The following is an 18,526-nucleotide window of genomic DNA, read 5'->3' on the forward strand; positions in this document are numbered from 1 at the left end:
ACGTGGAGCCCCGGTCTGAGTAGGCTCGGCTCCCATGGAGCATGAGGTGTTCGTCCCGGTACCGGCCGAGGCCCTGCGCGCGACGCTCACGGACCCGGCCCGCGTGGTGCGCTGCGTGCCCGGTCTCCAGCGGGACGCCGACGCGGAGCCCCTCGCGGGCAGGCTCAAGGTCCGGGTCGGCGGCCACACCATCACCTACCGGGGCGCGCTGCGGATCGTCGAGCGGGACGGCGCCATCACCTACGAGGGCGAGGGCACCGAGGCCCGGGGCAAGGGCGAGGCGGAACTGTCCCTCACCGTGGTCCTCACTCCGCTGGCCGAGGGCACGAACCTGAGCTTCACGGGCGCCCTGACGGCGACCGGCCGGCTCGCCGAGGAGACGGACGCGACCAGGACGGCGGCGGGCACGCGCCTGCTCGAACGGTTCGTGGAGTCGCTGACGGAGGTCGCGGGGGAGGGCTCGGGCGAGGGGGCCGGTGTCGGTGCCGTCGCCGGTGCCGATCCCGTGCCCGACGCGCCCGACACCGAAGCCACCGAAGACGCTGCGGGTGCCGACGACGACGGTGTGGACGACGGTGTGGAGGAGCCCGCCGACCACGGCGCCGTCTTCGACGCGCCGGTGCCGCCCCCCGCCCTCGACCCCCTCCCCGACGAGGGCTTCGGGGACGCGCCGGTCGAGTTCCCCGCCCCGCAGCCCGCCGCCGAGGCCGCCCACGCGCGCCGGACCATGATCGGCCGGAGCGCCGAGGAGGTCGACCACGCCCCGCCGCGCGGCCGGTACGCCCCCGTCCCCGCGCCGGAGGCGACCGGCGCCGGGGCCACCCTGCGCTGGATCGCCCCGGCCGCGGCCCTCGCGCTCGCCTCCGCCGTCGTCGTCGGCCGGGCCCTGCGACGACGCCGCTGAAGGACCGCCCGGCGACCCCGCCGAGGAACCACCCGGCGACGCGGTCGGGGGCGCCCCCCCGGGGACACCCCCGCGCCGCCCCCGAAACGGTCGGCCGCGTTCCGTGCCGCGCGGGCTTAGGGTCGAAGCGTGAGCATGCAGACGCGACTGACGGCGGGCGACGCCGAGTTGACCATCAACCCCGACAACGGCTGCCGGATCGAGGGCCTGCGCATCGGCGGCACCGAGGTGCTGCGCCAGGGCGAGCGGTACGGAAGCTTCCCGATGGCGCCCTGGTGCGGGCGAACCGGGAACGGGCGCTTCCGCAACGGCGCCACCACCCACCGGCTCCCGGTCAACGCGCCTCCGCACGCCATCCACGGCACCGTCCGCGACCTCGCCTGGAAGACCGCCCGCACCTCCGCGACCGAGGCCGTGTTCGTCTGCGAGCTCGGCGACCCCTGGCCGTACGGGGGCCGGGTCACCCAGGTCTTCGAGCTGGCCGAGGACTCCCTCACCCTCCGCTTCGGCGTCGAGGCCTACGACGACTCGTTCCCGGCCCAGGCCGGCTGGCACCCCTGGTTCCTGCGCAACCTCGGGCGGGGCGGTCAGGACGTACGGGTCGACTTCGCGCCCGCCTGGCAGGAGGAGCGCGGCGAGGACCACCTCCCCACCGGCCGCCGGATCGACCCCCTCCCCGGCCCCTGGGACGACTGCTTCGGCATGCCCGGCGGCGTCGACGTCACCCTCACCTGGCCGGAGGAGCTGGAGCTGAGGGTCACCGGCCGCACCGAGTGGGTCGTGATCTACGACGAGCAGGCGGAGGCGGTCTGCGTCGAGCCGCAGTCCGGTCCCCCGAACGGCCTCAACACCCACCCGCGCCTGGTCACCCCGATCGACCCCCTGGAGATCGAGAGCACGTGGAGCTGGCGCCGCCCCTGAGCGGACCGCCCCTTAAGCTCGTGACCATGACTGACGTACGCGCTGAGCTGCTCCAGCAGATCAAGGACAAGGCCGTGGTGCACGGCAAGGTGACCCTCTCCTCGGGTCTGGAAGCCGACTACTACATCGACCTGCGCCGGATCACGCTGGACGGCGAGGCCGCGCCGATGGTCGGTCAGGTCATGCTCGACCTCACGGCCGACCTGGACTTCGACTGCGTCGGCGGTCTGACCCTGGGCGCCGACCCGGTCGCCACCTCGATGCTGCACGCCTCCGCCGCGCGCGGACAGCGCCTGGACGCCTTCGTCGTGCGCAAGGCGCAGAAGGCGCACGGCATGCAGCGCCGCATCGAGGGCACGGACGTCAAGGGCCGCCGCTGCCTCGTCGTCGAGGACACCTCGACCACCGGCGGCTCGCCGCTGACCGCCGTCGAGGCCGTCCGCGAGGCGGGCGGCGAGGTCGTCGCCGTGGCGACGATCGTGGACCGGGGCGCCGCCGGTGCCATCGCGGAGGCGGGGCTGCCGTACCTCACCGGCTACCAGCTCGGCGACCTCGGCCTGGCGTAACTGCCGCGAAGTCGTGACGTAGGGCCCGGGACAGGGCGAGAACTGTCCTGACCTGCACTTTTGGCGAGGGGCGGGGTGTTTCACGTGAAACACCCCGCCCCTCGGCGTGCCGGGCCCATGGGAGCCCGGACAAGAGTCTGGAAGGATGGGGGCGACGATGACGTCGCCCCCAGGTCAGGGACAGCAACAGCACACACCCCGCACATCACAAGGAGCGGACGAATGCCCATCGCAACCCCCGAGGTCTACAACGAGATGCTCGACCGGGCGAAGGCAGGCAAGTTCGCCTACCCGGCCATCAACGTGACCTCGTCCCAGACCCTGCACGCTGCTCTGCGCGGCTTCGCGGAGGCCGAGAGCGACGGCATCATCCAGATCTCGACCGGCGGTGCCGAGTTCCTGGGCGGTCAGTACAACAAGGACATGGTCACGGGCGCCGTCGCCCTGGCCGAGTTCGCGCACATCGTCGCCGCGAAGTACGACATCACGGTCGCCCTCCACACCGACCACTGCCCGAAGGACAAGCTGGACGGCTACGTCCGTCCGCTGCTCGACGTCTCCGCCGAGCGCGTCGCCCGGGGCGAGAACCCGCTGTTCCAGTCGCACATGTGGGACGGCTCCGCCGAGACCCTCGCGGACAACCTGGCCATCGGCCAGGAGCTGCTCGCGAAGGCCGCCGCCGCCAAGATCATCCTTGAGGTCGAGATCACCCCGACCGGCGGCGAGGAGGACGGCGTCACGCACGAGATCAACGACGAGCTGTACACCACCGTCGACGACGCGATCCGCACCGCCGAGGCCCTGGGCCTGGGCGAGAAGGGCCGCTACCTGCTCGCCGCGTCCTTCGGCAACGTGCACGGCGTCTACAAGCCGGGCAACGTCGTGCTCCGCCCCGAGCTGCTCAAGGACCTCCAGGCCGGCGTCGCCGCGAAGTTCGGCAAGGCCGACCCGTTCGACTTCGTCTTCCACGGCGGCTCGGGCTCCACGGCCGAGGAGATCGCCACCGCGCTGGAGAACGGCGTCGTGAAGATGAACCTCGACACCGACACCCAGTACGCCTTCACCCGTCCGGTCGTGGACCACATGTTCCGCAACTACGACGGCGTCCTGAAGGTCGACGGCGAGGTCGGCAAGAAGTCCACCTACGACCCGCGCACCTGGGGCAAGCTGGCCGAGGCCGGCATGGCCGTCCGCGTGACCGAGGCGTGTGCCGCGCTGCGCTCGACCGGCACCAAGCTCAAGTAGGCACGTCATGAGCGAAGGGCCCGGCACCCCCGAACGGGGAGGCCGGGCCCTTCGTCCGTCGGGGAGATCCGTCGGGGAGAGAGGGCGAGAGGGCCTGATGTACGACTTCGACCGGGAGATCGACCGGCGCGGCACCTGGTCCGTCCAGTGGGACGGGATCGCGGACCGCTTCGCCGTGCCCGACCTGCTGCCCTTCACCATCTCCGACATGGACTTCGCCTCCCCGCCGGAGGTGCTCGCCGCCCTCCGCGAGCGCGTCGACCACGGGGTCTTCGGCTACACGGACTGGCGGCTCGGCGACTTCCGCGAGGCGATACGCCACTGGTACGCGAGCCGCCACGACACCGCGATCGACCCGGACTCCCTGGTGTACGCGCCCTCCGTGCTCAACCAGCTCTCGCAGCTCCTGCGGATGTGGACCGGGCCCGGTGACGGCGTGGTCGTCCACACCCCCACGTACGACGGCTTCCGCAAGGCCGTCACCGGGCTCGGGCGCGAGCTGCGCGGGGTCCCGGTCGGGGACGCGGAGGCGCTGGAGCGCGAGCTGGCCCGGCCGGACAGCCGGATGCTGCTGCTCTGCTCCCCGCACAACCCGACCGGCCGGGTGTGGACGGAGGCGGAGCTGACCGCCTTCGCGGAGCTCGCCGAGCGGCATGGCATGAGCGTCGTCAGCGACGAGATCCACGCGGACATGACCACCGAGGGGCACCGGCACGTGCCGTGGACCCGGATCGCGGAGCGGGGCCGGGGGCGCCGCTGGGCGCTGGTCACCTCCGCCACCAAGGCCTTCAACTTCCCCGCGCTCTCCGGCTCGTACGGGATCGTCGGCGACCCCGACGAGCGCGAGGCCTTCGTGCGGCGCATGGAGACCGGCGAGGGGCTCGCCTCGCCCGCCGTGCTCTCGCTGACCGCCCACATCGCCGCGTACCGGCACGGCGCGGCCTGGCTGGACGAGCTGCGCGGCTATGTCGCGGGCACGATGGAGCTGGTCCGGGAGCGGCTGGCCGAGGGCCTTCCCGGGGTGGTCTGGGAGCCCCCGCAGGCCGGTTACCTGGCCTGGATCGACCTGCGGCCCCTCGGGATCGAGGAGACCCGGCTCCAGGAGGAGCTGGTGACGGGGGAGAAGGTCGCGATCATGCCGGGCGGGACGTACGGCACGCCGGGCTTCGTGCGGCTGAACGTGGGCTGCCCCCGGAAGAAGGCGGAACGGGGCGTGGAGGCCCTGGTCAGGGCGGCGAGCCGGCTGCGGACCAGCTGAGGGCGCTCCGCACGGGGCGCGGGGCGGCGCGTTTCGGGGGACCATGCGGACATGGGCGAGCGGAACGTACGGATGGCCTCCGGGACCGGGCGGTGGATCGTCTTCACCACCGTCCTGGGCTCCGGGATGGCGCTGCTCGACTCCACCGTCGTCAACGTCGCCCTGCCGCACATCGGCGAGGACCTCGGCGCCGACCTGGCCGTCCTCCAGTGGACGGTCAACGCCTACATGCTGACCCTGGCCGGGCTGATCCTGCTCGGCGGGTCGCTCGGCGACCGGTTCGGACGGCGCAGGGTCTTCGTGACCGGGGTGGTGTGGTTCGCCGCCGCCTCCCTGCTCTGCGGGCTCGCCCCGAACGCCGGGGTCCTGATCGCGGCCCGCGCGCTCCAGGGCGTGGGCGGGGCGCTGCTCACGCCCGGCTCGCTCGCGCTGATCCAGGCGAGCTTCCACGAGGACGACCGGGCCAGGGCCGTCGGGCTCTGGTCGGGCTTCGGCGGGGTGGGCGCGGCGATCGGGCCGTTCGTCGGCGGCTGGCTGGTGGACGGACCCGGCTGGCGGTGGGTGTTCCTCCTGAACGTGCCGCTGGCCCTGGTCTGCGTGCCGGTCGCCCTCCGGCACGTGCCCGAGTCGCGGGACGAGGCCGCGCACGGCCGCTTCGACGTGCTCGGCGCGTTCCTGGGCGCGGCGGCGCTCGCGCTCGTGACGTACGCGCTGATCGGTGCGGCCTGGTGGGCGGGGGCGGCCGGGGTCGTCGTCGGGGCCGGGTTCGTGGTGCTGGAGCGGCGGCGGGGCGAGGCGGCGATGGTGCCGCCGTCGATCTTCCGCTCGAAGACCTTCACGGCCGTCAACCTGGTGACCCTCTGCGTGTACGCCGCTTTCGGCGGGTTCTTCTTCCTGGCGGCCCTCCAGCTCCAGGTCGTCTCCGGCTACTCGGCGCTCGCCGCCGGTACGGCCCTGCTGCCGACGACCGTGCTCATGCTGCTGTTCTCGGCGAAGTCCGGGGAGCTGGGGGAGCGGATCGGCCCCCGGATCCCGCTCACGGTGGGTCCGCTGCTGTGCGCCGCCGGGATGCTGCTGATGCTGCGGGTGGGGGAGGACCCCTCGTACGTACGGGACGTGCTGCCCGCCCTGCTGGTGCTCGGGCTCGGCATGACGGCCCTGGTCGCCCCGCTGACCGCGACCGTCCTCGCCTCGGTGGACGTGTCCCGGGCGGGTCTGGCGAGCGGGATCAACAACGCGGCGGCGCGGGCGGCCGGGCTGCTCGCGGTGGCCGCGCTGCCGATGCTGGCCGGGATGGGCCCGGAGGCGTACCGCTCGGCGGCCGAGTTCGGGGAGACCTTCCGGCGCGCGATGCCGATGTGCGCGGGGATCCTGGTGGCGGGCGCGGTCCTGGCCTGGACGACGATGCGGGTGCCGGCGGCGGGTCCGGCCGAAACGGGGGCCGGTGCCGGTGCCGGTGACCGCTGCCATCCGGAGTGCCGGGTGCACTGCGGGGTCCAGGCGCCGCCGCTCGACCCGGGCGGGCGGGGCGGCCGGGACGAGGGGCGCTGAGCCGGGGCGGTTCGGGGCGTCCGTACTGAGGCAGACTGGGCCCATGGCCATCCACGAGAACCTCCTTGGGGGACCCGCCCCCACCCACCTGCCCGACGAACCGGGTCCGCGCGAGCTGCTCGCGAGCGGCACGGCTCCGGCGGAGGTCGCCGCGAAGTACCCGACCTCCTCGCTCGCCTGGGCGCGCCTCGCCGACGACGCCTACGAGGGCGGCCGGGTCGTCGAGTCGTACGCCTACGCCCGCACCGGCTACCACCGGGGCCTGGACGCCCTGCGCCGCAACGGCTGGAAGGGCCACGGCCCGGTCCCGTGGGAGCACGAGCCGAACCGCGGCTTCCTGCGCGCGCTGCACGCCCTGGCCCGGGCGGCCGGCGACATCGGCGAGAAGGAGGAGTACGAGCGCTGCACGGCCTTCCTGCGCGACTCCTCGGAGACGGCGGCGGAGACGCTCGGCTGACGCGGGCGCGACTCTCCGGGGCGGTGGCCGGCGAACGGCCGCCGCCCCGACGCCTTTTCGGCGTCGCACGTCTTTGCGGAACCGCCCGCGCGCTTTTCGAGTCTGTTCGAGCGGGACCGGTACGATCCGGGAACCGCAGCACCGACGAACGCCGGTACCGAGGCCCCACTTCCTCTTCCCCACACCGGCCGGAACAGGGGAGAAGTCTGTCGTGGGCAAACGTGCCGCACCCGTAGGACGGCGACGCGCACAGGGCCGCCGACGGGGCGGGAACAGACGCGGACCCGTGCGCCGGCTCGCCCTCCCCGTCCTGGTCCTGGCCTCCCTCGCGCTCGGCGGCGGCGCCGCCCTCGCCCACTTCAACGGCAGGACGACCGACGGCGCGACCGCCGCCCCGGCCCTCCCCCTGCCCGGCCCCGAGGCCGGGAGCGCGGCCCCGGCGACCGACCCGCCCGCGCCCCGGCCCGCCACGGCGGAACGGGCCCCGGCCCCGGTCCCGACCTCGTCGCCGCGACCGGAGCGGACGCTCGCGCCGACCCCGGCCCCGACGCCGTCCACTCCGAAGCGGATCCCCACCCCGACGTTCGGGGCCACCCCGGAGAAGCCCGTCGTGCCGAAGTCCGGCCCCGGGACCTTCACCACCGCGCAGGCCTCCGGCGTCCCCACCGGCGAGAGCGGCGAACTGCGCCGCTACCGGGTCGAGGTCGAGAACGGCATCGGCCTGAAGCCGGACGGGACGGCCGCCGAGATCCAGGGGATCCTGGCCCATCCGCGCGGCTGGGCCGCCCACGGCCGGGGCCGCTTCCAGCTCGTCTCCGCAGAGGAGGAGGCCGACTTCGTCATCCGGATCGCCACCCCCGACACGGCCGACGCGCTCTGCCTCCGCGAGGGCCTCGACACCGGCGGCGAGCTGAACTGCGAGACCACCGAGGGCGTCGTCGTGAACCTCCGGCGGTGGATGCTCGGCTCCCCGACCTTCGCGGGCCCGCCCGCCGAGTACCGGCACCTGATCATCAACCACGAGGTCGGCCACGAGATCGGCATCCGGGAGCACATGGCCTGTTCCGGCCCCGGAGAACCCGCGCCCGCGATGATGCAGCAGATCAAGGGCCTGGACGGCTGCGTTTCGAACGCTTATCCGTATGCCGAAGACGGGAGCTACATCACCGGGCCGATCGTGCCATGATGCGTCTGGGACGTCGCGCGACGGAGCGCGCCTCCCGAGGGGACCGGAGCTCCCGTGCCGCACGAGGTGCCGCACGGTGCGAGCGGACCGCTACCCGGTAGAACGTACCGAGGAGACAGAAATGTCCACCTTCCCGGGTTCTCCCGATTCCTCCGGGGCTTCTCCCGACGTCTCGGGGGCCGCTCCGGCCGCCGACGCCCCGAACCTCGACTTCGCGGGCACGACGCCGTACGAGGACTACGTCCAGGCGGACGTCCTCACCCACCTCCAGCACCTCCGCTCGGACGACCCCGGCGAGATGGTCTTCCTGGTCACCACCCAGGTCATGGAGCTGTGGTTCACGGTGATCGTCCACGAGTGGGAGACCGCGAGCCGCGCCCTGCGCGAGGACCGCGTCCCCGTCGCGATGGACGCGCTCAAGCGCTCCGTGCGCGAGCTGGAGGCCCTGAACCACTCCTGGCGGCCGCTCGCCCAGCTCACCCCCGCCCAGTTCAACGCCTACCGGGGCGCGCTCGGCGAGGGCTCCGGGTTCCAGTCCGCGATGTACCGGCGGATGGAGTTCCTGCTCGGCGAGAAGTCCGCGTCCATGCTCGTCCCGCACCGGGGCGCGCCCCGCGTCCACGCCGAGCTGGAGAAGGCGCTCCACGAGCCGAGCCTGTACGACGAGGTCCTCGGCCTGCTCGCCCGGCGCGGCCTGCCCGTACCGGCCGCCGTCCTGAACCGCGACCTCGCGGGGCGCTACGAGCCCTCGCCCGAGGTCGAGGCGGTCTGGGCCGGGATCTACGCCGACTCCGACCAGAACGCCGAGCTGGTCCGGCTCGGCGAGGCCATGAGCGACGTGGCCGAACTGGTCTGGCGCTGGCGCAACGACCACCTGGTGGCGACCCGGCGCGCGATGGGCGCCAAGACCGGCACCGGCGGTTCGGCCGGCGTGGCCTGGCTGGAGAAGCGGGCCCAGAAGAACGTGTTCCCCGAGCTCTGGACGGCCCGCAGCCATGTCTGACCTCCTCAAGGGCCGCCTCAAGGACCAGCTCAAGGACCGCCTCAAGGGCCGTCGCGAGGAGCACCTCGCGGCCCGCGCGCGGGACCTCGACACGGCCGACGGCCTGGCCAAGCACCGCGAGAGGTTCGCCCTCGACGCGGACACCGTCTACCTCGACGGCAACTCGCTCGGCGCCCTGCCCGCCCACGTCCCCGCCCGCATGGCCGACGTCCTCACCCGCGAGTGGGGCGAGCTGCGCATCCGCTCCTGGGACGAGTCGGGCTGGTGGACCGCGCCCGAGCGGATCGGCGAGCGGATCGCGCCGATCGTCGGCGCCGGTCCCGGGCAGGTCGTGGTCGGCGACTCGACCAGCGTGAACGTCTTCAAGGCGGTCGTCGCCGCCGCCCGTCTGGCGGGCGACGGACGCGACGAGATCCTGGTGGACGCCACGACCTTTCCCACGGACGGGTACATCGCGGAGTCGGCCGCGCGGATGACGGGTCACCGGATCGTGCCCCTCGACCCGGCCGCGATGGCGGAGGCGGCGGGCCCGCGCACGGCCGCCGCGCTCGTCAACCACGTCGACTACCGCAGCGGCCGGCTCCACGACCTGCCGGGCATCACCGCCGCCCTGCGCGCGGCGGGCGCGCTCGCCGTCTGGGACCTGTGCCACAGCGCGGGCGCCCTGCCCGTCGGCCTGGACGCCCACGGGGTCGACCTGGCCGTCGGCTGCACGTACAAGTACCTGAACGGCGGCCCCGGTTCGCCCGCCTACCTGTACGTCGCCGAGCGCCACCAGGCCGCCTTCGACTCGCCGCTGCCCGGCTGGAACTCGCACGCCGACCCGTTCGGGATGGCCCCCGGGTACGAGGCGGCGGCGGGCGCCGTGCGGGGCCGGGTCGGCACCCCCGACATCCTCTCCATGCTGGCGCTCGAAGCGGCGCTCGACGTGTGGGACGGGGTCGCGGTCGAGGACGTGCGGGCCAAGTCCCTGGCCCTCACGGACTTCTTCCTGGAGTGCGTGCGGGCGTACGCCCCCGGGGGCCGGGTCGACTCGGTCACGCCCGAGGCGCACGGCGAGCGCGGCAGCCAGGTCGCGCTGCGCTGCGCCGAGGCCCCGGCCGTGATGGCCGAGCTGATCCGGCGCGGGGTCGTGGGCGACCTGCGCCGCCCGGACGTGCTGCGGTTCGGCTTCACGCCGCTGTACGTCGGGTTCGCGGACGCGGAGCGGGCGGCGCGGATCCTGGCGGAGGTCCTGGCGGACGTGCCGGCGGGCGTTCCCGCCGAGTAGCGGGCGCGCGGCCTCCAGCCGGTCGCACGGTCCGATGATCACCTGATCTGCGGGGCTCCGGTCCTGGTACCGTCCCCGCAGGTCAGGCCGATTCGGCCCCGTACCCGAGAGGTTGGAACAGCCCATGGATCCCGCCGCGCGCGACGCCGCCGAAGAGGCGTCGGCCTTCTCGCACCCGGTCGTCGCCCCGGACGCCACCGCCGCGTACGGCGACCACCCGGATCAGGTGGTCGACTTCTACGCCCCGCGCGACGGACGCGACCGGGCCCCGCTCGTCGTCGCCCTGCACGGCGGCGCCTGGCGGGCGCCCTACGACCGGGGGCACCCGACGCCGTTCGCGGACTTCCTGGCCCGGCGCGGCTTCGCCGTCGCCAGCGTCGAGTACCGGCGCGGCGGCGGCCTCCCGCGCCAGGGCGGTACGGCCCCGGTCGCCGGGCGCTGGCCCGAGACCTTCGACGACGTGGCCGCCGCGCTCGACGCCGTACCGGAGCTCGCCGCCGTACACCTGCCGCGGGCCGACACGGGCCGGATCGTGCTCACCGGGCACTCGGCCGGCGGGCACCTGGCCCTGTGGGCCGCCGCCCGGCACGTCCTGCCGGCCGGCTCCCCGTGGCGGCTGCCCGCCCCGCCGCCGCTGCGCGGGGTCGTCGCCCTCGCCCCGATCGCCCACTTCGCGCGGGCGGTCGAGCTGGGGGTGTGCGGCGGCGCGGTCACCGAACTCCTCGGCGGCCCGGAGGCGTACGAGGAGCGCGCGGCCTCCGCCGACCCGGCCCTCCTCCTCCCGACCGGCATCGCGACCACCGTCGTGCAGGGCCGCGAGGACGTCGTCGTGCCGTACGCGGTGGCCGACGCGTACGCGGAGGCGGCGGCGAGGGCGGGCGAGGCGGTCGGCCTGACGCTCCTGGAGGAGACCGGCCACTTCCCGCTGATCGACCCGGCGACGGACGCGTGCGCGGTGGTGGCGGAGGAGATCGCCCAGCTGGCCTGGTGACCGTCACGGGGGATCCCGGCGCCTCCGTAGTACTCAGGACGGACGGGGGAGGATCCGTACGGAGCGGGACGACCCGCTCCGGCCTCCCCCGTACCGTGAACGGCGTGACTGAGACACAGACCCCCGGGACGAACCGGGCCCCCGAGTTCCACTTGGTCCAGGTCGCGCTCGGCGGGCTGCGGCAGGAACTCCTCCACGACGCCCCGGCCTACCGGCCGCTGGCGCCCGTGCACGTGACCAGCAGACTGGCGCGCCTCCTGCCGAAGCGGATACGGGCCCGCGCCGGGTTCTTCCCGCACGTGGTCGTGGCGTTCCTCGCCTTCGTCGCCTTCACCATGGGATACGAGCGCGTCGACACCCACTTCGGCCCGCTGGCCCTCCTGATCGCCTGCGCGCCGGCCGCGATCGTGCTGCTCACCCTGGTCCGGCCGGTCCTCGCCTTCTGGACCTCGCTCGGCTCCGCGCCCTTCATCGGGTACCTCACCGGCTACGACGGCGGCTGGCCCTGGTCGAACACGACGTTCTTCTCCCACCTGGTGGTCCTCGCCGTGGTCGCGGCCCGCACCCGGCCCCGCGCCGCGGCGTGGATGTGGCTGGTGACGTCGGCCTTCGGCGCCTTCACCGGGATGTTCCTCGGCGCGGGGGGCGACTCCGAATCCGTGGCGATGGCCTTCGCCTCGGCCCTGGTCCTCCTCGCGGTCACCGTCTTCCAGATCCGCCGCCAGGCCGACCGCGAGGTCACCGCGCAGCAGACGGTCACCGCGCAGGAGCGGTCGAAGCGGACGCTCCTGGAGGAGCGGACCACGATCGCCCGCGAGCTGCACGACGTCGTCGCCCACCACATGTCGGTGGTCGCGATCCAGGCGGAGGCCGCGCCGTACCGGGTCGAGAACCCGCCGCCGGAGCTGGAGCAGGCCTTCCTCACCATCCGGGAGAACGCGGTCGCCGCGCTGACCGAGCTGCGCCGCATCCTCGGGGTCGTCCGGGCCGAGGACTACGAGGCGCCCGACGCCCCGCAGCCCACCCTGGCCGACCTGGAGGCGCTCGTCGCCAACGTCCGGGAGGCCGGGCTCGACATCGAGAAGACGGTGACCGGAGCGGTCCGGGAGCTGCCGCAGGGCGTGGAACTCTCCGCGTACCGGATCGTCCAGGAGGCCCTGTCGAACGTGCTGCGGCACGCGCCGGGCGCGGCGGCGAAGGTCGAGGTGTCGTACGTGCTCGGCGGCCTGGGCCTGCGCATCGCCAACGGCCCGGCGCGCGGCCTGGTGAAGCCGTCGCCGGGGGCGGGTCACGGCATCACCGGCATGCGGGAGCGTGTGACGATGCTGGGCGGTGAGATGACGGCCGAGGCGACCGAGGACGGTGGCTACGAGGTGACGGCCTTCGTCCCCGTGAGCCGTGAGGAGACGGTGGCGTGATCCGGGTGCTGATCGTCGACGACCAGATGATGGTCCGGGAGGGCTTCTCGGTCCTGCTGGGCGCGATGCCGGACATCGAGGTCGTCGGCGAGGCGGTCAACGGCCGGGAGGCGATCGCCCAAGTGGCGGCCCTCCGTCCGGACGTGGTCCTGATGGACATCCGGATGCCGGAGCTGAACGGCATCGAGGCCACGCGGGAGATCGTGGCGGCCGACGCGGACGCGAAGGTGCTGGTCCTGACGACCTTCGACCTGGACGAGTACGTGTACCAGGCGCTGCGCGCCGGGGCCTCCGGCTTCCTGCTCAAGGACGCCTCGGCCCGGCAGCTCGCGGACGGCGTCCGGGTCGTCGCGGCGGGCGAGGCGCTGCTCGCGCCGACCGTCACGAAGCGCCTGATCACCGAGTTCGCGAAGGCGCCGGGGTCCTCCCCGCGCCCGCCGGCGATGGCGCAGATCGGGGAGCTGACCGAGCGCGAGACGGAGGTCCTGGTGCTGATCGCGCAGGGCCTGTCGAACGCGGAGATCGCGGACCACCTGGTCGTCGCGGAGTCCACGATCAAGACGCACGTGAGCCGGATCCTGGTGAAGCTGGGGCTGCGGGACCGGACGCAGGCGGCGGTGTTCGCGTACGAGGCGGGGTTGGTGCGGGTCGGCGGCTAACGTCCGTGTGCATGGCCACCACCGTGTACGACCCCTCGTCCCCGGAGTTCACCGCCGACCCCTATCCCGCCTACGCCGCGCTGCGGGCGGCGGGCCGGGCCCACTGGCACGGCCCCACGGGCCAGTGGCTGATCCCGCACCACGAGGACGTCTCGGCGCTCCTCCGGGACCGGCGGCTGGGCCGTACGTACACGCACCGCTTCACGCACGAGGAGTTCGGCCGGGAGGCCCCGGACCCGGCGCACGAGCCCTTCCACACCCTGAACGACCACGGGCTCCTGGACCTGGAGGGCGCGGACCACGCCCGCATCCGCCGCCTGGTCTCGAAGGCGTTCACCCCGAGGACGGTGGAGGACCTGGCCCCGGCGGTACGGCGCCTGGCCGCCGGTCTGGTCGGGGACCTGGTGGCGGCGGGCGGCGGTGATCTCCAGGCGCTGGTGGCGGAACCGCTGCCGGTCGCGGTGATCGCGGAGATGCTGGGGATCCCGGAGGAGGACGAGGAGCGGGGGCGGCTGCGGCCGTGGTCGGCGGCGATCTGCGGGATGTTCGAGCTGAACCCGTCGGAGGAGACGGCGCGGCGGGCGGTGGAGGCGTCGATCGAGTTCTCGGACTACCTCCGCGAACTGATCGCGAGGCGCCGCGAGGCTCCGGGGAGCGACCTGATCTCGGCCCTCCTCGCCGTCCCGGAGCTGACGGAACAGGAGATGATCTCGACCTGCGTCCTGCTCCTGAACGCGGGCCACGAGGCGACGGTGAACACCACGGTCAACGGCTGGCGGATCCTCCTCCAGGAGGGCGTCCGCCCGTCTCTCGAAAACCTGTCCACAGCTGTGGAAGAACTCCTGCGCCACGACACCCCGCTCCAGATGTTCGAACGCTGGGTCCTCGACGACATCGAGATCGACGGCCTGACCGTCCCCCGCGGCTCGGAGGTGGCCCTCCTCCTGGGCTCGGCCAACCGCGACCCGGCCCGCTTCGGTCCCACGGCCGACACCCTTGACCTCACCCGCCCCGACAACCCCCACGTCACCTTCGGCGCGGGCATCCACTACTGCCTGGGCGCCCCCCTGGCCCGCCTGGAACTGACGACGGTCTTCGACGAACTGCTGAGGCGGGCGCCGGGGATGCGGCTGGTGTCGGAGCCGGTGCGGAAGCCGGGGTACGTGATCAGGGGGTTCGAGGGGTTGGTGGTGGAGGTGTGAGCCCCGCTCCGGGAGAGCGGCGCCCCGCCCTCCGGGGCGGCCCTCCACCCGGGACGGCCGCGCTGCCAGGATGGGCGGCATGACGACGATCGACGGTGGGACGGCGCCCGGGTTCGAGCCGGTGCGTGAGGCGTTCGCGGCGAACTTCGAGCGGTACGGGGACATCGGTGCGGCCGTGTGCGTCTACTGGCGGGGGCGGCCGGTGGTCGACCTGTGGGGCGGCACCGCCGATCCCGGGACCGGACGCCCGTGGACGCGGGACACCCTGCAACTGGTGTACTCGGCGACCAAGGGGGCCACCGCGACGGCGGCGCACATGCTGGCCGAGCGCGGCCTGCTGGACCTCGACGCGCCGGTGGCGGCGTACTGGCCGGAGTTCGCGGCGAACGGCAAGGCGGACGTTCCGGTGCGTCAGCTGCTGTGCCATCAGGCGGGGTTGGTGGCCCTTGACCGACCGCTTCCGTTGGCGGACGCGCTGGCCTGGGACCCCATGGTGGCGGCGCTGGCGGCCCAGCGCCCCCTGTGGGAGCCGGGCACGGCGCACGGGTATCACGGCCGGACCTGGGGCTGGCTGGTCGGTGAGGTGATCCGGCGGGTCTCCGGCCGGACGCCGGGGCGGTTCTTCGCCGACGAGATCGTCGGCCCGCTCGGCCTCGACTTCTTCATCGGCCTGCCGCCGGGCGAGCGCGGGCGGGTCAGCCGCATGGCGTACCGGCAGCCCGCCGTGGACCTCACCACCGTCCCCGTCGCGTCCGTCCCCGCCGGGCTCCGCGAGCGGGTCGCCGCCTGGCGCGACCCGGACTCCCTGAGCAACCGGGCCTTCGCGGTCACCGATCCCGCCGCGATCGACTTCGACGCCCCCGAGGTCCAGGCGGCCGAGCTCCCCTCCTCCAACGGCATCGGCACCGCACGCGCCCTCGCCCGGATGTACGCGGCCCTGATCGGCGAGGTGGACGGCGTGCGCCTCCTCGCTCCGGAGACCCTGGTCTCGGCGACCGAGGAGCGGGCGAGCGGACAGGACCGGGTGATGCTGGTCCCCAGCCGCTTCGCCACCGGCTACATGCTGCCCACGGACGGCACCCCCATGACCGGCCCGGCCGCCTTCGGCCATACCGGCCGCGGCGGCTCCCTCGCCTTCGCCGACCCCGAGCACGACATCGCCTTCGGCTACGTCATGAACCACATCGTCGGCGGGCCGGACGACGTGCGCGCGACCACGCTGGCCGAGGCGGTGCGGAAGGCGGTGGCGTGAGCCGGGGCGTTGCGCCTGGGGCGTGTGCGGCGGATCAGGGCCGGGTGGGCCCTAGGCCGGGGCGCAGCAGGCGGAGGTCGTCCCCGTGTCCTTGGTGAGGGTGTCGGCGTCGGCCTTGACCACGTAGACCTCCCACGGCTCCCCGCCGGGGCCTGTGACCCAGACCTTGTCCTGGAGGGCGTAGCAGCAGGACGTGTCGTTCTCCTCGGCGGTCGTGAGGCCGGCGTCCTTCAGGCGGGTGGTGGCCGCGGTGACCTGCCCGGCGCTCTCGACCTCGACGCCGAGGTGGTCGAGCCGGGTGCCCTCGCCGGCCTCGCCCTCGATCAGGACGAGCTTGAGCGGGGGTTCGGCGACGGCGAAGTTGGCGTATCCGGGGCGGCGCTTGGCGGGTTCCACGCCGAAGAGCTTCGTGTAGAAGGCGACCGAGCCTTCGAGGTCGGCGACGCGCAGGGCGAGCTGGACGCGGGACATGACCGTCTCCTTCTCCTTGTTTCGATGGCTGTCGATATGGCTCGACGGGATCGAGGTTGCCATCGGGATAGATGACTGTCAATATCGACGCATGTCGAAATGGGAACTGCCCCTGGTCGAGCGGGACGAGACGGCGGTCTGCTGCTCGCCGATGGTCCGTGAGCCGCTGGACGAGGCCTCCGCCGTCGACCTGGCGAAGATGTTCAAGGCCCTGTCCGACCCGGTGCGGCTGCGTCTGCTCTCGCTGATCGCCTCGCACGAGGGCGGCGAGGCGTGCGTCTGCGACCTCACCGGGCCGTTCGACGTCTCGCAGCCGACGATCTCCCACCACCTGAAGGTGCTGCGCGACGCCGGCCTGGTCGGCTCCGAGCGCCGGGGCACCTGGGTCTACTACTGGGTCCTGCCCGCCGCCTTCGCCCGGCTCTCCTCCCTCCTCCGGACCCCGGCCGACGCCGCACCCGCCGGAACGCCCTGATGGAGGCGCCGCTCCGGCGCCGCGCGCTCGCCGAGCTGGTCGGCACGGCCATGCTCGTGGCCGTCGTCGTGGGCTCCGGGATCCAGGCGGCCGAGCTGACCCAGGACGCCGCCGTCCGGCTGCTCGCCAACGCGCTGGCCACCGTCTTCGGCCTCGGCGTCCTGATCGCCCTGCTCGGTCCGGTCTCCGGCGCCCACTTCAACCCGGCGGTCACCCTGGCCCTGTGGTGGACCGGGCGCCGCGACGGGAGCGGACCTGCGCCGCGCGACGTCGCGGCCTACCTGCCTGCCCAGACGATCGGGGCCGTCGGCGGCGCGGTCCTGGCCAACGCCGTGTTCGCCGGACCCCTCGTCTCCCTCTCCACCCGCGACCGGTCCGCCGGCCACCTCTGGCTGTCCGAGGCCGTCGCGACCGGTGCCCTCGTCCTCCTGGTCCTCGGACTCGGCCGGACCGGACAGCGGCACCTCGCCCCGGTGCTGGTGGCCTCCTCCGTCGGCGCGGCCTACTGGTTCACCTCGTCCACGAGCTTCGCCAACCCGGCCGTCACCGTCGGCCGGGCCTTCTCCGACACCTTCGCGGGCATCGCCCCGGCCTCCGTACCGCCCTTCGTCGCGGCCCAACTCCTGGGCGCCGGAGCCGGGGTCGCCCTGGCCGCCGCCCTCTTCGGCCGTACTCCGGAAGCCGGCCGTGCTCCGGAAGCCGGCCACCCCCCTGAAGCCGCCCGCACCCCTGAAGCAGGGCCCGTCCCCGCCCCCGCCCCGACCCGGGAAGTACCCACATGACCCCCGCCCCGCCCCCCTCCGTCCTGTTCGTCTGCGTGCACAACGCCGGCCGGTCCCAGATGGCCGCCGCCTTCCTCGCCCGCCTCGGCGGCGACCGCGTCGAGGTCCGGTCCGCCGGGTCCGCCCCCGCCGACGCGGTGAACCCGGCCGTCGTGGCGGCCATGGCGGAAGTGGGCGTCGACATCGCCGCCGAGACCCCCCAGGCGCTCACCGCCGACGCCGTCCGGACCTCCGACGTGGTCGTCACCATGGGCTGCGGCGACGCCTGCCCGTACTTCCCCGGCAGGCGCTACCTCGACTGGACGCTCGACGACCCCGCGGGCCGGGACGTGGCGGCGGTCCGGCCCATCCGCGACGCCGTCGAGCGGCACGTCCGCGACCTGCTCGCGGAGCTGGGCGTCGAGGCCCGCGCATGAGCGGCGCCGTCCGCCTCGCCGCGATGCGCCCCGAGCACGCCGACCGGGTCCTGGAGATCTACCGGCTCGGCATCGCGACCGGGAACGCGACCTTCGAGACCAGCGCGCCCGCCTGGCCCGAGTTCGACGCCTCCCGCCTCCTGGACCACCGCTTCGTCGCCCTGGACCGGGCGGACGGCGTCGTCGGCTGGACCGCCGTCACCCCGGTCTCGGACCGCTGCGCCTACGCGGGCGTCGTCGAGCACTCCGTCTACGTGCACCCCGACGCCCGGGGCCGGGGCGTCGGCCGCGCCCTGCTCGCCGCCCTGCTCGCCTCCACCGACGCGGCCGGCGTCTGGACCGTCCAGTCCGGGATCTTTCCGGAGAACACCGCCAGCCTGGCCCTCCATCACCGCGCGGGCTTCCGCACCGTCGGCGTCCGCGAGCGCCTCGGCCGCCACCGCGGGGCCTGGCGTGACGTGGTCCTGCTCGAACGCCGCAGTCCGGCCGTCGGGTAGGG

The 18,526-nt window shown here is 74.1% G+C and carries 20 protein-coding genes; 19 read left to right on the plus strand and 1 reads right to left on the minus strand.

The features are described from left to right. Positions 1–34 precede the first annotated feature (34 nt). The 15 genes from AB0398_RS10095 to AB0398_RS10165 all read left to right on the plus strand — a co-directional run bounded on the left by AB0398_RS10095 (position 35) and on the right by AB0398_RS10165 (position 15,883). Positions 35–904 (plus strand): SRPBCC domain-containing protein, encoded by an 870-nt coding sequence (locus tag AB0398_RS10095; protein WP_366373484.1) that lies wholly within the window; start codon positions 35–37, stop codon positions 902–904. Positions 905–1,039: 135 nt separating this feature from the next. Further along, complete coding sequence (locus tag AB0398_RS10100; RefSeq protein ID WP_366373732.1) at positions 1,040–1,825, plus strand: aldose 1-epimerase; 786 nt, start codon at positions 1,040–1,042, stop codon at positions 1,823–1,825. Between the two features lie 26 nt (positions 1,826–1,851). Beyond that, positions 1,852–2,391 (plus strand): orotate phosphoribosyltransferase, encoded by a 540-nt coding sequence (gene pyrE / locus AB0398_RS10105; protein ID WP_351973488.1) that lies wholly within the window; start codon positions 1,852–1,854, stop codon positions 2,389–2,391. A gap of 222 nt (positions 2,392–2,613) precedes the next feature. Beyond that, positions 2,614–3,636, plus strand: a complete 1,023-nt coding sequence (fbaA, locus tag AB0398_RS10110) for a class II fructose-bisphosphate aldolase (protein WP_366373486.1) — start codon at positions 2,614–2,616, stop codon at positions 3,634–3,636. A 97-nt stretch (positions 3,637–3,733) separates the two neighbouring features. After that, on the plus strand, positions 3,734–4,894 hold the full coding sequence (locus AB0398_RS10115; protein ID WP_366373488.1) for a MalY/PatB family protein: 1,161 nt from the start codon (positions 3,734–3,736) through the stop codon (positions 4,892–4,894). A 51-nt stretch (positions 4,895–4,945) separates the two neighbouring features. Continuing rightward, the gene (locus AB0398_RS10120; protein WP_366373490.1) at positions 4,946–6,445 is read left to right on the plus strand and encodes an MFS transporter; all 1,500 of its coding nucleotides are present in this window, start codon (positions 4,946–4,948) and stop codon (positions 6,443–6,445) included. Positions 6,446–6,488: 43 nt separating this feature from the next. Then, a complete protein-coding gene (locus AB0398_RS10125) occupies positions 6,489–6,902 on the plus strand; it encodes a DUF3151 domain-containing protein (protein WP_366373491.1) in 414 nt (137 codons plus the stop codon). Positions 6,903–7,188: 286 nt separating this feature from the next. Beyond that, entirely contained in the window at positions 7,189–8,088 is a 900-nt protein-coding gene (locus tag AB0398_RS10130) for a DUF3152 domain-containing protein (protein ID WP_366373493.1), read from the plus strand. 121 nt (positions 8,089–8,209) lie between these two features. Next, the gene (locus AB0398_RS10135; protein WP_366373494.1) at positions 8,210–9,091 is read left to right on the plus strand and encodes a tryptophan 2,3-dioxygenase; all 882 of its coding nucleotides are present in this window, start codon (positions 8,210–8,212) and stop codon (positions 9,089–9,091) included. Next, a complete protein-coding gene (gene kynU / locus AB0398_RS10140) occupies positions 9,084–10,361 on the plus strand; it encodes a kynureninase (protein ID WP_366373495.1) in 1,278 nt (425 codons plus the stop codon). The genes AB0398_RS10135 and kynU overlap by 8 nt, the downstream gene beginning before the upstream one ends. A gap of 124 nt (positions 10,362–10,485) precedes the next feature. Continuing rightward, positions 10,486–11,352 (plus strand): alpha/beta hydrolase, encoded by an 867-nt coding sequence (locus AB0398_RS10145; protein ID WP_366373497.1) that lies wholly within the window; start codon positions 10,486–10,488, stop codon positions 11,350–11,352. A gap of 95 nt (positions 11,353–11,447) precedes the next feature. After that, entirely contained in the window at positions 11,448–12,770 is a 1,323-nt protein-coding gene (locus AB0398_RS10150; protein ID WP_366373498.1) for a histidine kinase, read from the plus strand. Next, a complete protein-coding gene (locus tag AB0398_RS10155) occupies positions 12,767–13,429 on the plus strand; it encodes a response regulator transcription factor (protein ID WP_351973453.1) in 663 nt (220 codons plus the stop codon). The genes AB0398_RS10150 and AB0398_RS10155 overlap by 4 nt, the downstream gene beginning before the upstream one ends. Positions 13,430–13,440: 11 nt before the next feature. Beyond that, positions 13,441–14,631 (plus strand): cytochrome P450, encoded by a 1,191-nt coding sequence (locus tag AB0398_RS10160; RefSeq protein ID WP_366373501.1) that lies wholly within the window; start codon positions 13,441–13,443, stop codon positions 14,629–14,631. 79 nt (positions 14,632–14,710) lie between these two features. After that, the gene (locus AB0398_RS10165; RefSeq protein ID WP_366373502.1) at positions 14,711–15,883 is read left to right on the plus strand and encodes a serine hydrolase domain-containing protein; all 1,173 of its coding nucleotides are present in this window, start codon (positions 14,711–14,713) and stop codon (positions 15,881–15,883) included. A gap of 51 nt (positions 15,884–15,934) precedes the next feature. On the opposite strand, the gene AB0398_RS10170 is transcribed toward AB0398_RS10165, so the two are convergent. Beyond that, on the minus strand, positions 15,935–16,354 hold the full coding sequence (locus tag AB0398_RS10170) for an ArsI/CadI family heavy metal resistance metalloenzyme (RefSeq protein ID WP_366373504.1): 420 nt from the start codon (positions 16,352–16,354) through the stop codon (positions 15,935–15,937). A gap of 91 nt (positions 16,355–16,445) precedes the next feature. Here AB0398_RS10170 and AB0398_RS10175 point away from each other — a divergent pair, with 91 nt between their 5' ends. The 4 genes from AB0398_RS10175 to AB0398_RS10190 are packed head-to-tail and all read left to right on the plus strand — an operon-like array spanning position 16,446 to position 18,524. Further along, the gene (locus AB0398_RS10175; protein WP_366373506.1) at positions 16,446–16,829 is read left to right on the plus strand and encodes a metalloregulator ArsR/SmtB family transcription factor; all 384 of its coding nucleotides are present in this window, start codon (positions 16,446–16,448) and stop codon (positions 16,827–16,829) included. Further along, complete coding sequence (locus tag AB0398_RS10180) at positions 16,829–17,611, plus strand: aquaporin (protein ID WP_366373508.1); 783 nt, start codon at positions 16,829–16,831, stop codon at positions 17,609–17,611. Before AB0398_RS10175 ends, AB0398_RS10180 begins: the two co-directional genes overlap by 1 nt. Next, on the plus strand, positions 17,608–18,027 hold the full coding sequence (locus tag AB0398_RS10185; RefSeq protein ID WP_366373510.1) for an arsenate reductase ArsC: 420 nt from the start codon (positions 17,608–17,610) through the stop codon (positions 18,025–18,027). The genes AB0398_RS10180 and AB0398_RS10185 overlap by 4 nt, the downstream gene beginning before the upstream one ends. Then, complete coding sequence (locus AB0398_RS10190) at positions 18,024–18,524, plus strand: N-acetyltransferase family protein (RefSeq protein ID WP_366373512.1); 501 nt, start codon at positions 18,024–18,026, stop codon at positions 18,522–18,524. Before AB0398_RS10185 ends, AB0398_RS10190 begins: the two co-directional genes overlap by 4 nt. Positions 18,525–18,526 lie beyond the last annotated feature (2 nt).

The organism is Streptomyces sp. NPDC086147 (genome assembly GCF_040702165.1).
In the GTDB taxonomy this organism is placed as follows: Bacteria; Actinomycetota; Actinomycetes; order Streptomycetales; family Streptomycetaceae; genus Streptomyces.

Excerpts from the sequence above, each read along its gene's own strand:
- AB0398_RS10115 (WP_366373488.1), top strand. The coding sequence starts at position 3,734 with ATGTACGACTTCGACCGGGAGATCGACCGGCGCGGCACCTGGTCCGTC.
- kynU (WP_366373495.1), top strand. The coding sequence starts at position 9,084 with ATGTCTGACCTCCTCAAGGGCCGCCTCAAGGACCAGCTCAAGGACCGC.
- fbaA (WP_366373486.1), top strand. The coding sequence starts at position 2,614 with ATGCCCATCGCAACCCCCGAGGTCTACAACGAGATGCTCGACCGGGCG.
- AB0398_RS10135 (WP_366373494.1), top strand. The coding sequence starts at position 8,210 with ATGTCCACCTTCCCGGGTTCTCCCGATTCCTCCGGGGCTTCTCCCGAC.
- AB0398_RS10190 (WP_366373512.1), top strand. The coding sequence starts at position 18,024 with ATGAGCGGCGCCGTCCGCCTCGCCGCGATGCGCCCCGAGCACGCCGAC.
- AB0398_RS10180 (WP_366373508.1), top strand. The coding sequence starts at position 16,829 with ATGGAGGCGCCGCTCCGGCGCCGCGCGCTCGCCGAGCTGGTCGGCACG.
- AB0398_RS10165 (WP_366373502.1), top strand. The coding sequence starts at position 14,711 with ATGACGACGATCGACGGTGGGACGGCGCCCGGGTTCGAGCCGGTGCGT.
- pyrE (WP_351973488.1), top strand. The coding sequence starts at position 1,852 with ATGACTGACGTACGCGCTGAGCTGCTCCAGCAGATCAAGGACAAGGCC.
- AB0398_RS10120 (WP_366373490.1), top strand. The coding sequence starts at position 4,946 with ATGGGCGAGCGGAACGTACGGATGGCCTCCGGGACCGGGCGGTGGATC.
- AB0398_RS10125 (WP_366373491.1), top strand. The coding sequence starts at position 6,489 with ATGGCCATCCACGAGAACCTCCTTGGGGGACCCGCCCCCACCCACCTG.
- AB0398_RS10160 (WP_366373501.1), top strand. The coding sequence starts at position 13,441 with ATGGCCACCACCGTGTACGACCCCTCGTCCCCGGAGTTCACCGCCGAC.
- AB0398_RS10145 (WP_366373497.1), top strand. The coding sequence starts at position 10,486 with ATGGATCCCGCCGCGCGCGACGCCGCCGAAGAGGCGTCGGCCTTCTCG.
- AB0398_RS10170 (WP_366373504.1), bottom strand. The coding sequence starts at position 16,354 with ATGTCCCGCGTCCAGCTCGCCCTGCGCGTCGCCGACCTCGAAGGCTCG.
- AB0398_RS10175 (WP_366373506.1), top strand. The coding sequence starts at position 16,446 with ATGTCGAAATGGGAACTGCCCCTGGTCGAGCGGGACGAGACGGCGGTC.
- AB0398_RS10095 (WP_366373484.1), top strand. The coding sequence starts at position 35 with ATGGAGCATGAGGTGTTCGTCCCGGTACCGGCCGAGGCCCTGCGCGCG.
- AB0398_RS10100 (WP_366373732.1), top strand. The coding sequence starts at position 1,040 with ATGCAGACGCGACTGACGGCGGGCGACGCCGAGTTGACCATCAACCCC.
- AB0398_RS10185 (WP_366373510.1), top strand. The coding sequence starts at position 17,608 with ATGACCCCCGCCCCGCCCCCCTCCGTCCTGTTCGTCTGCGTGCACAAC.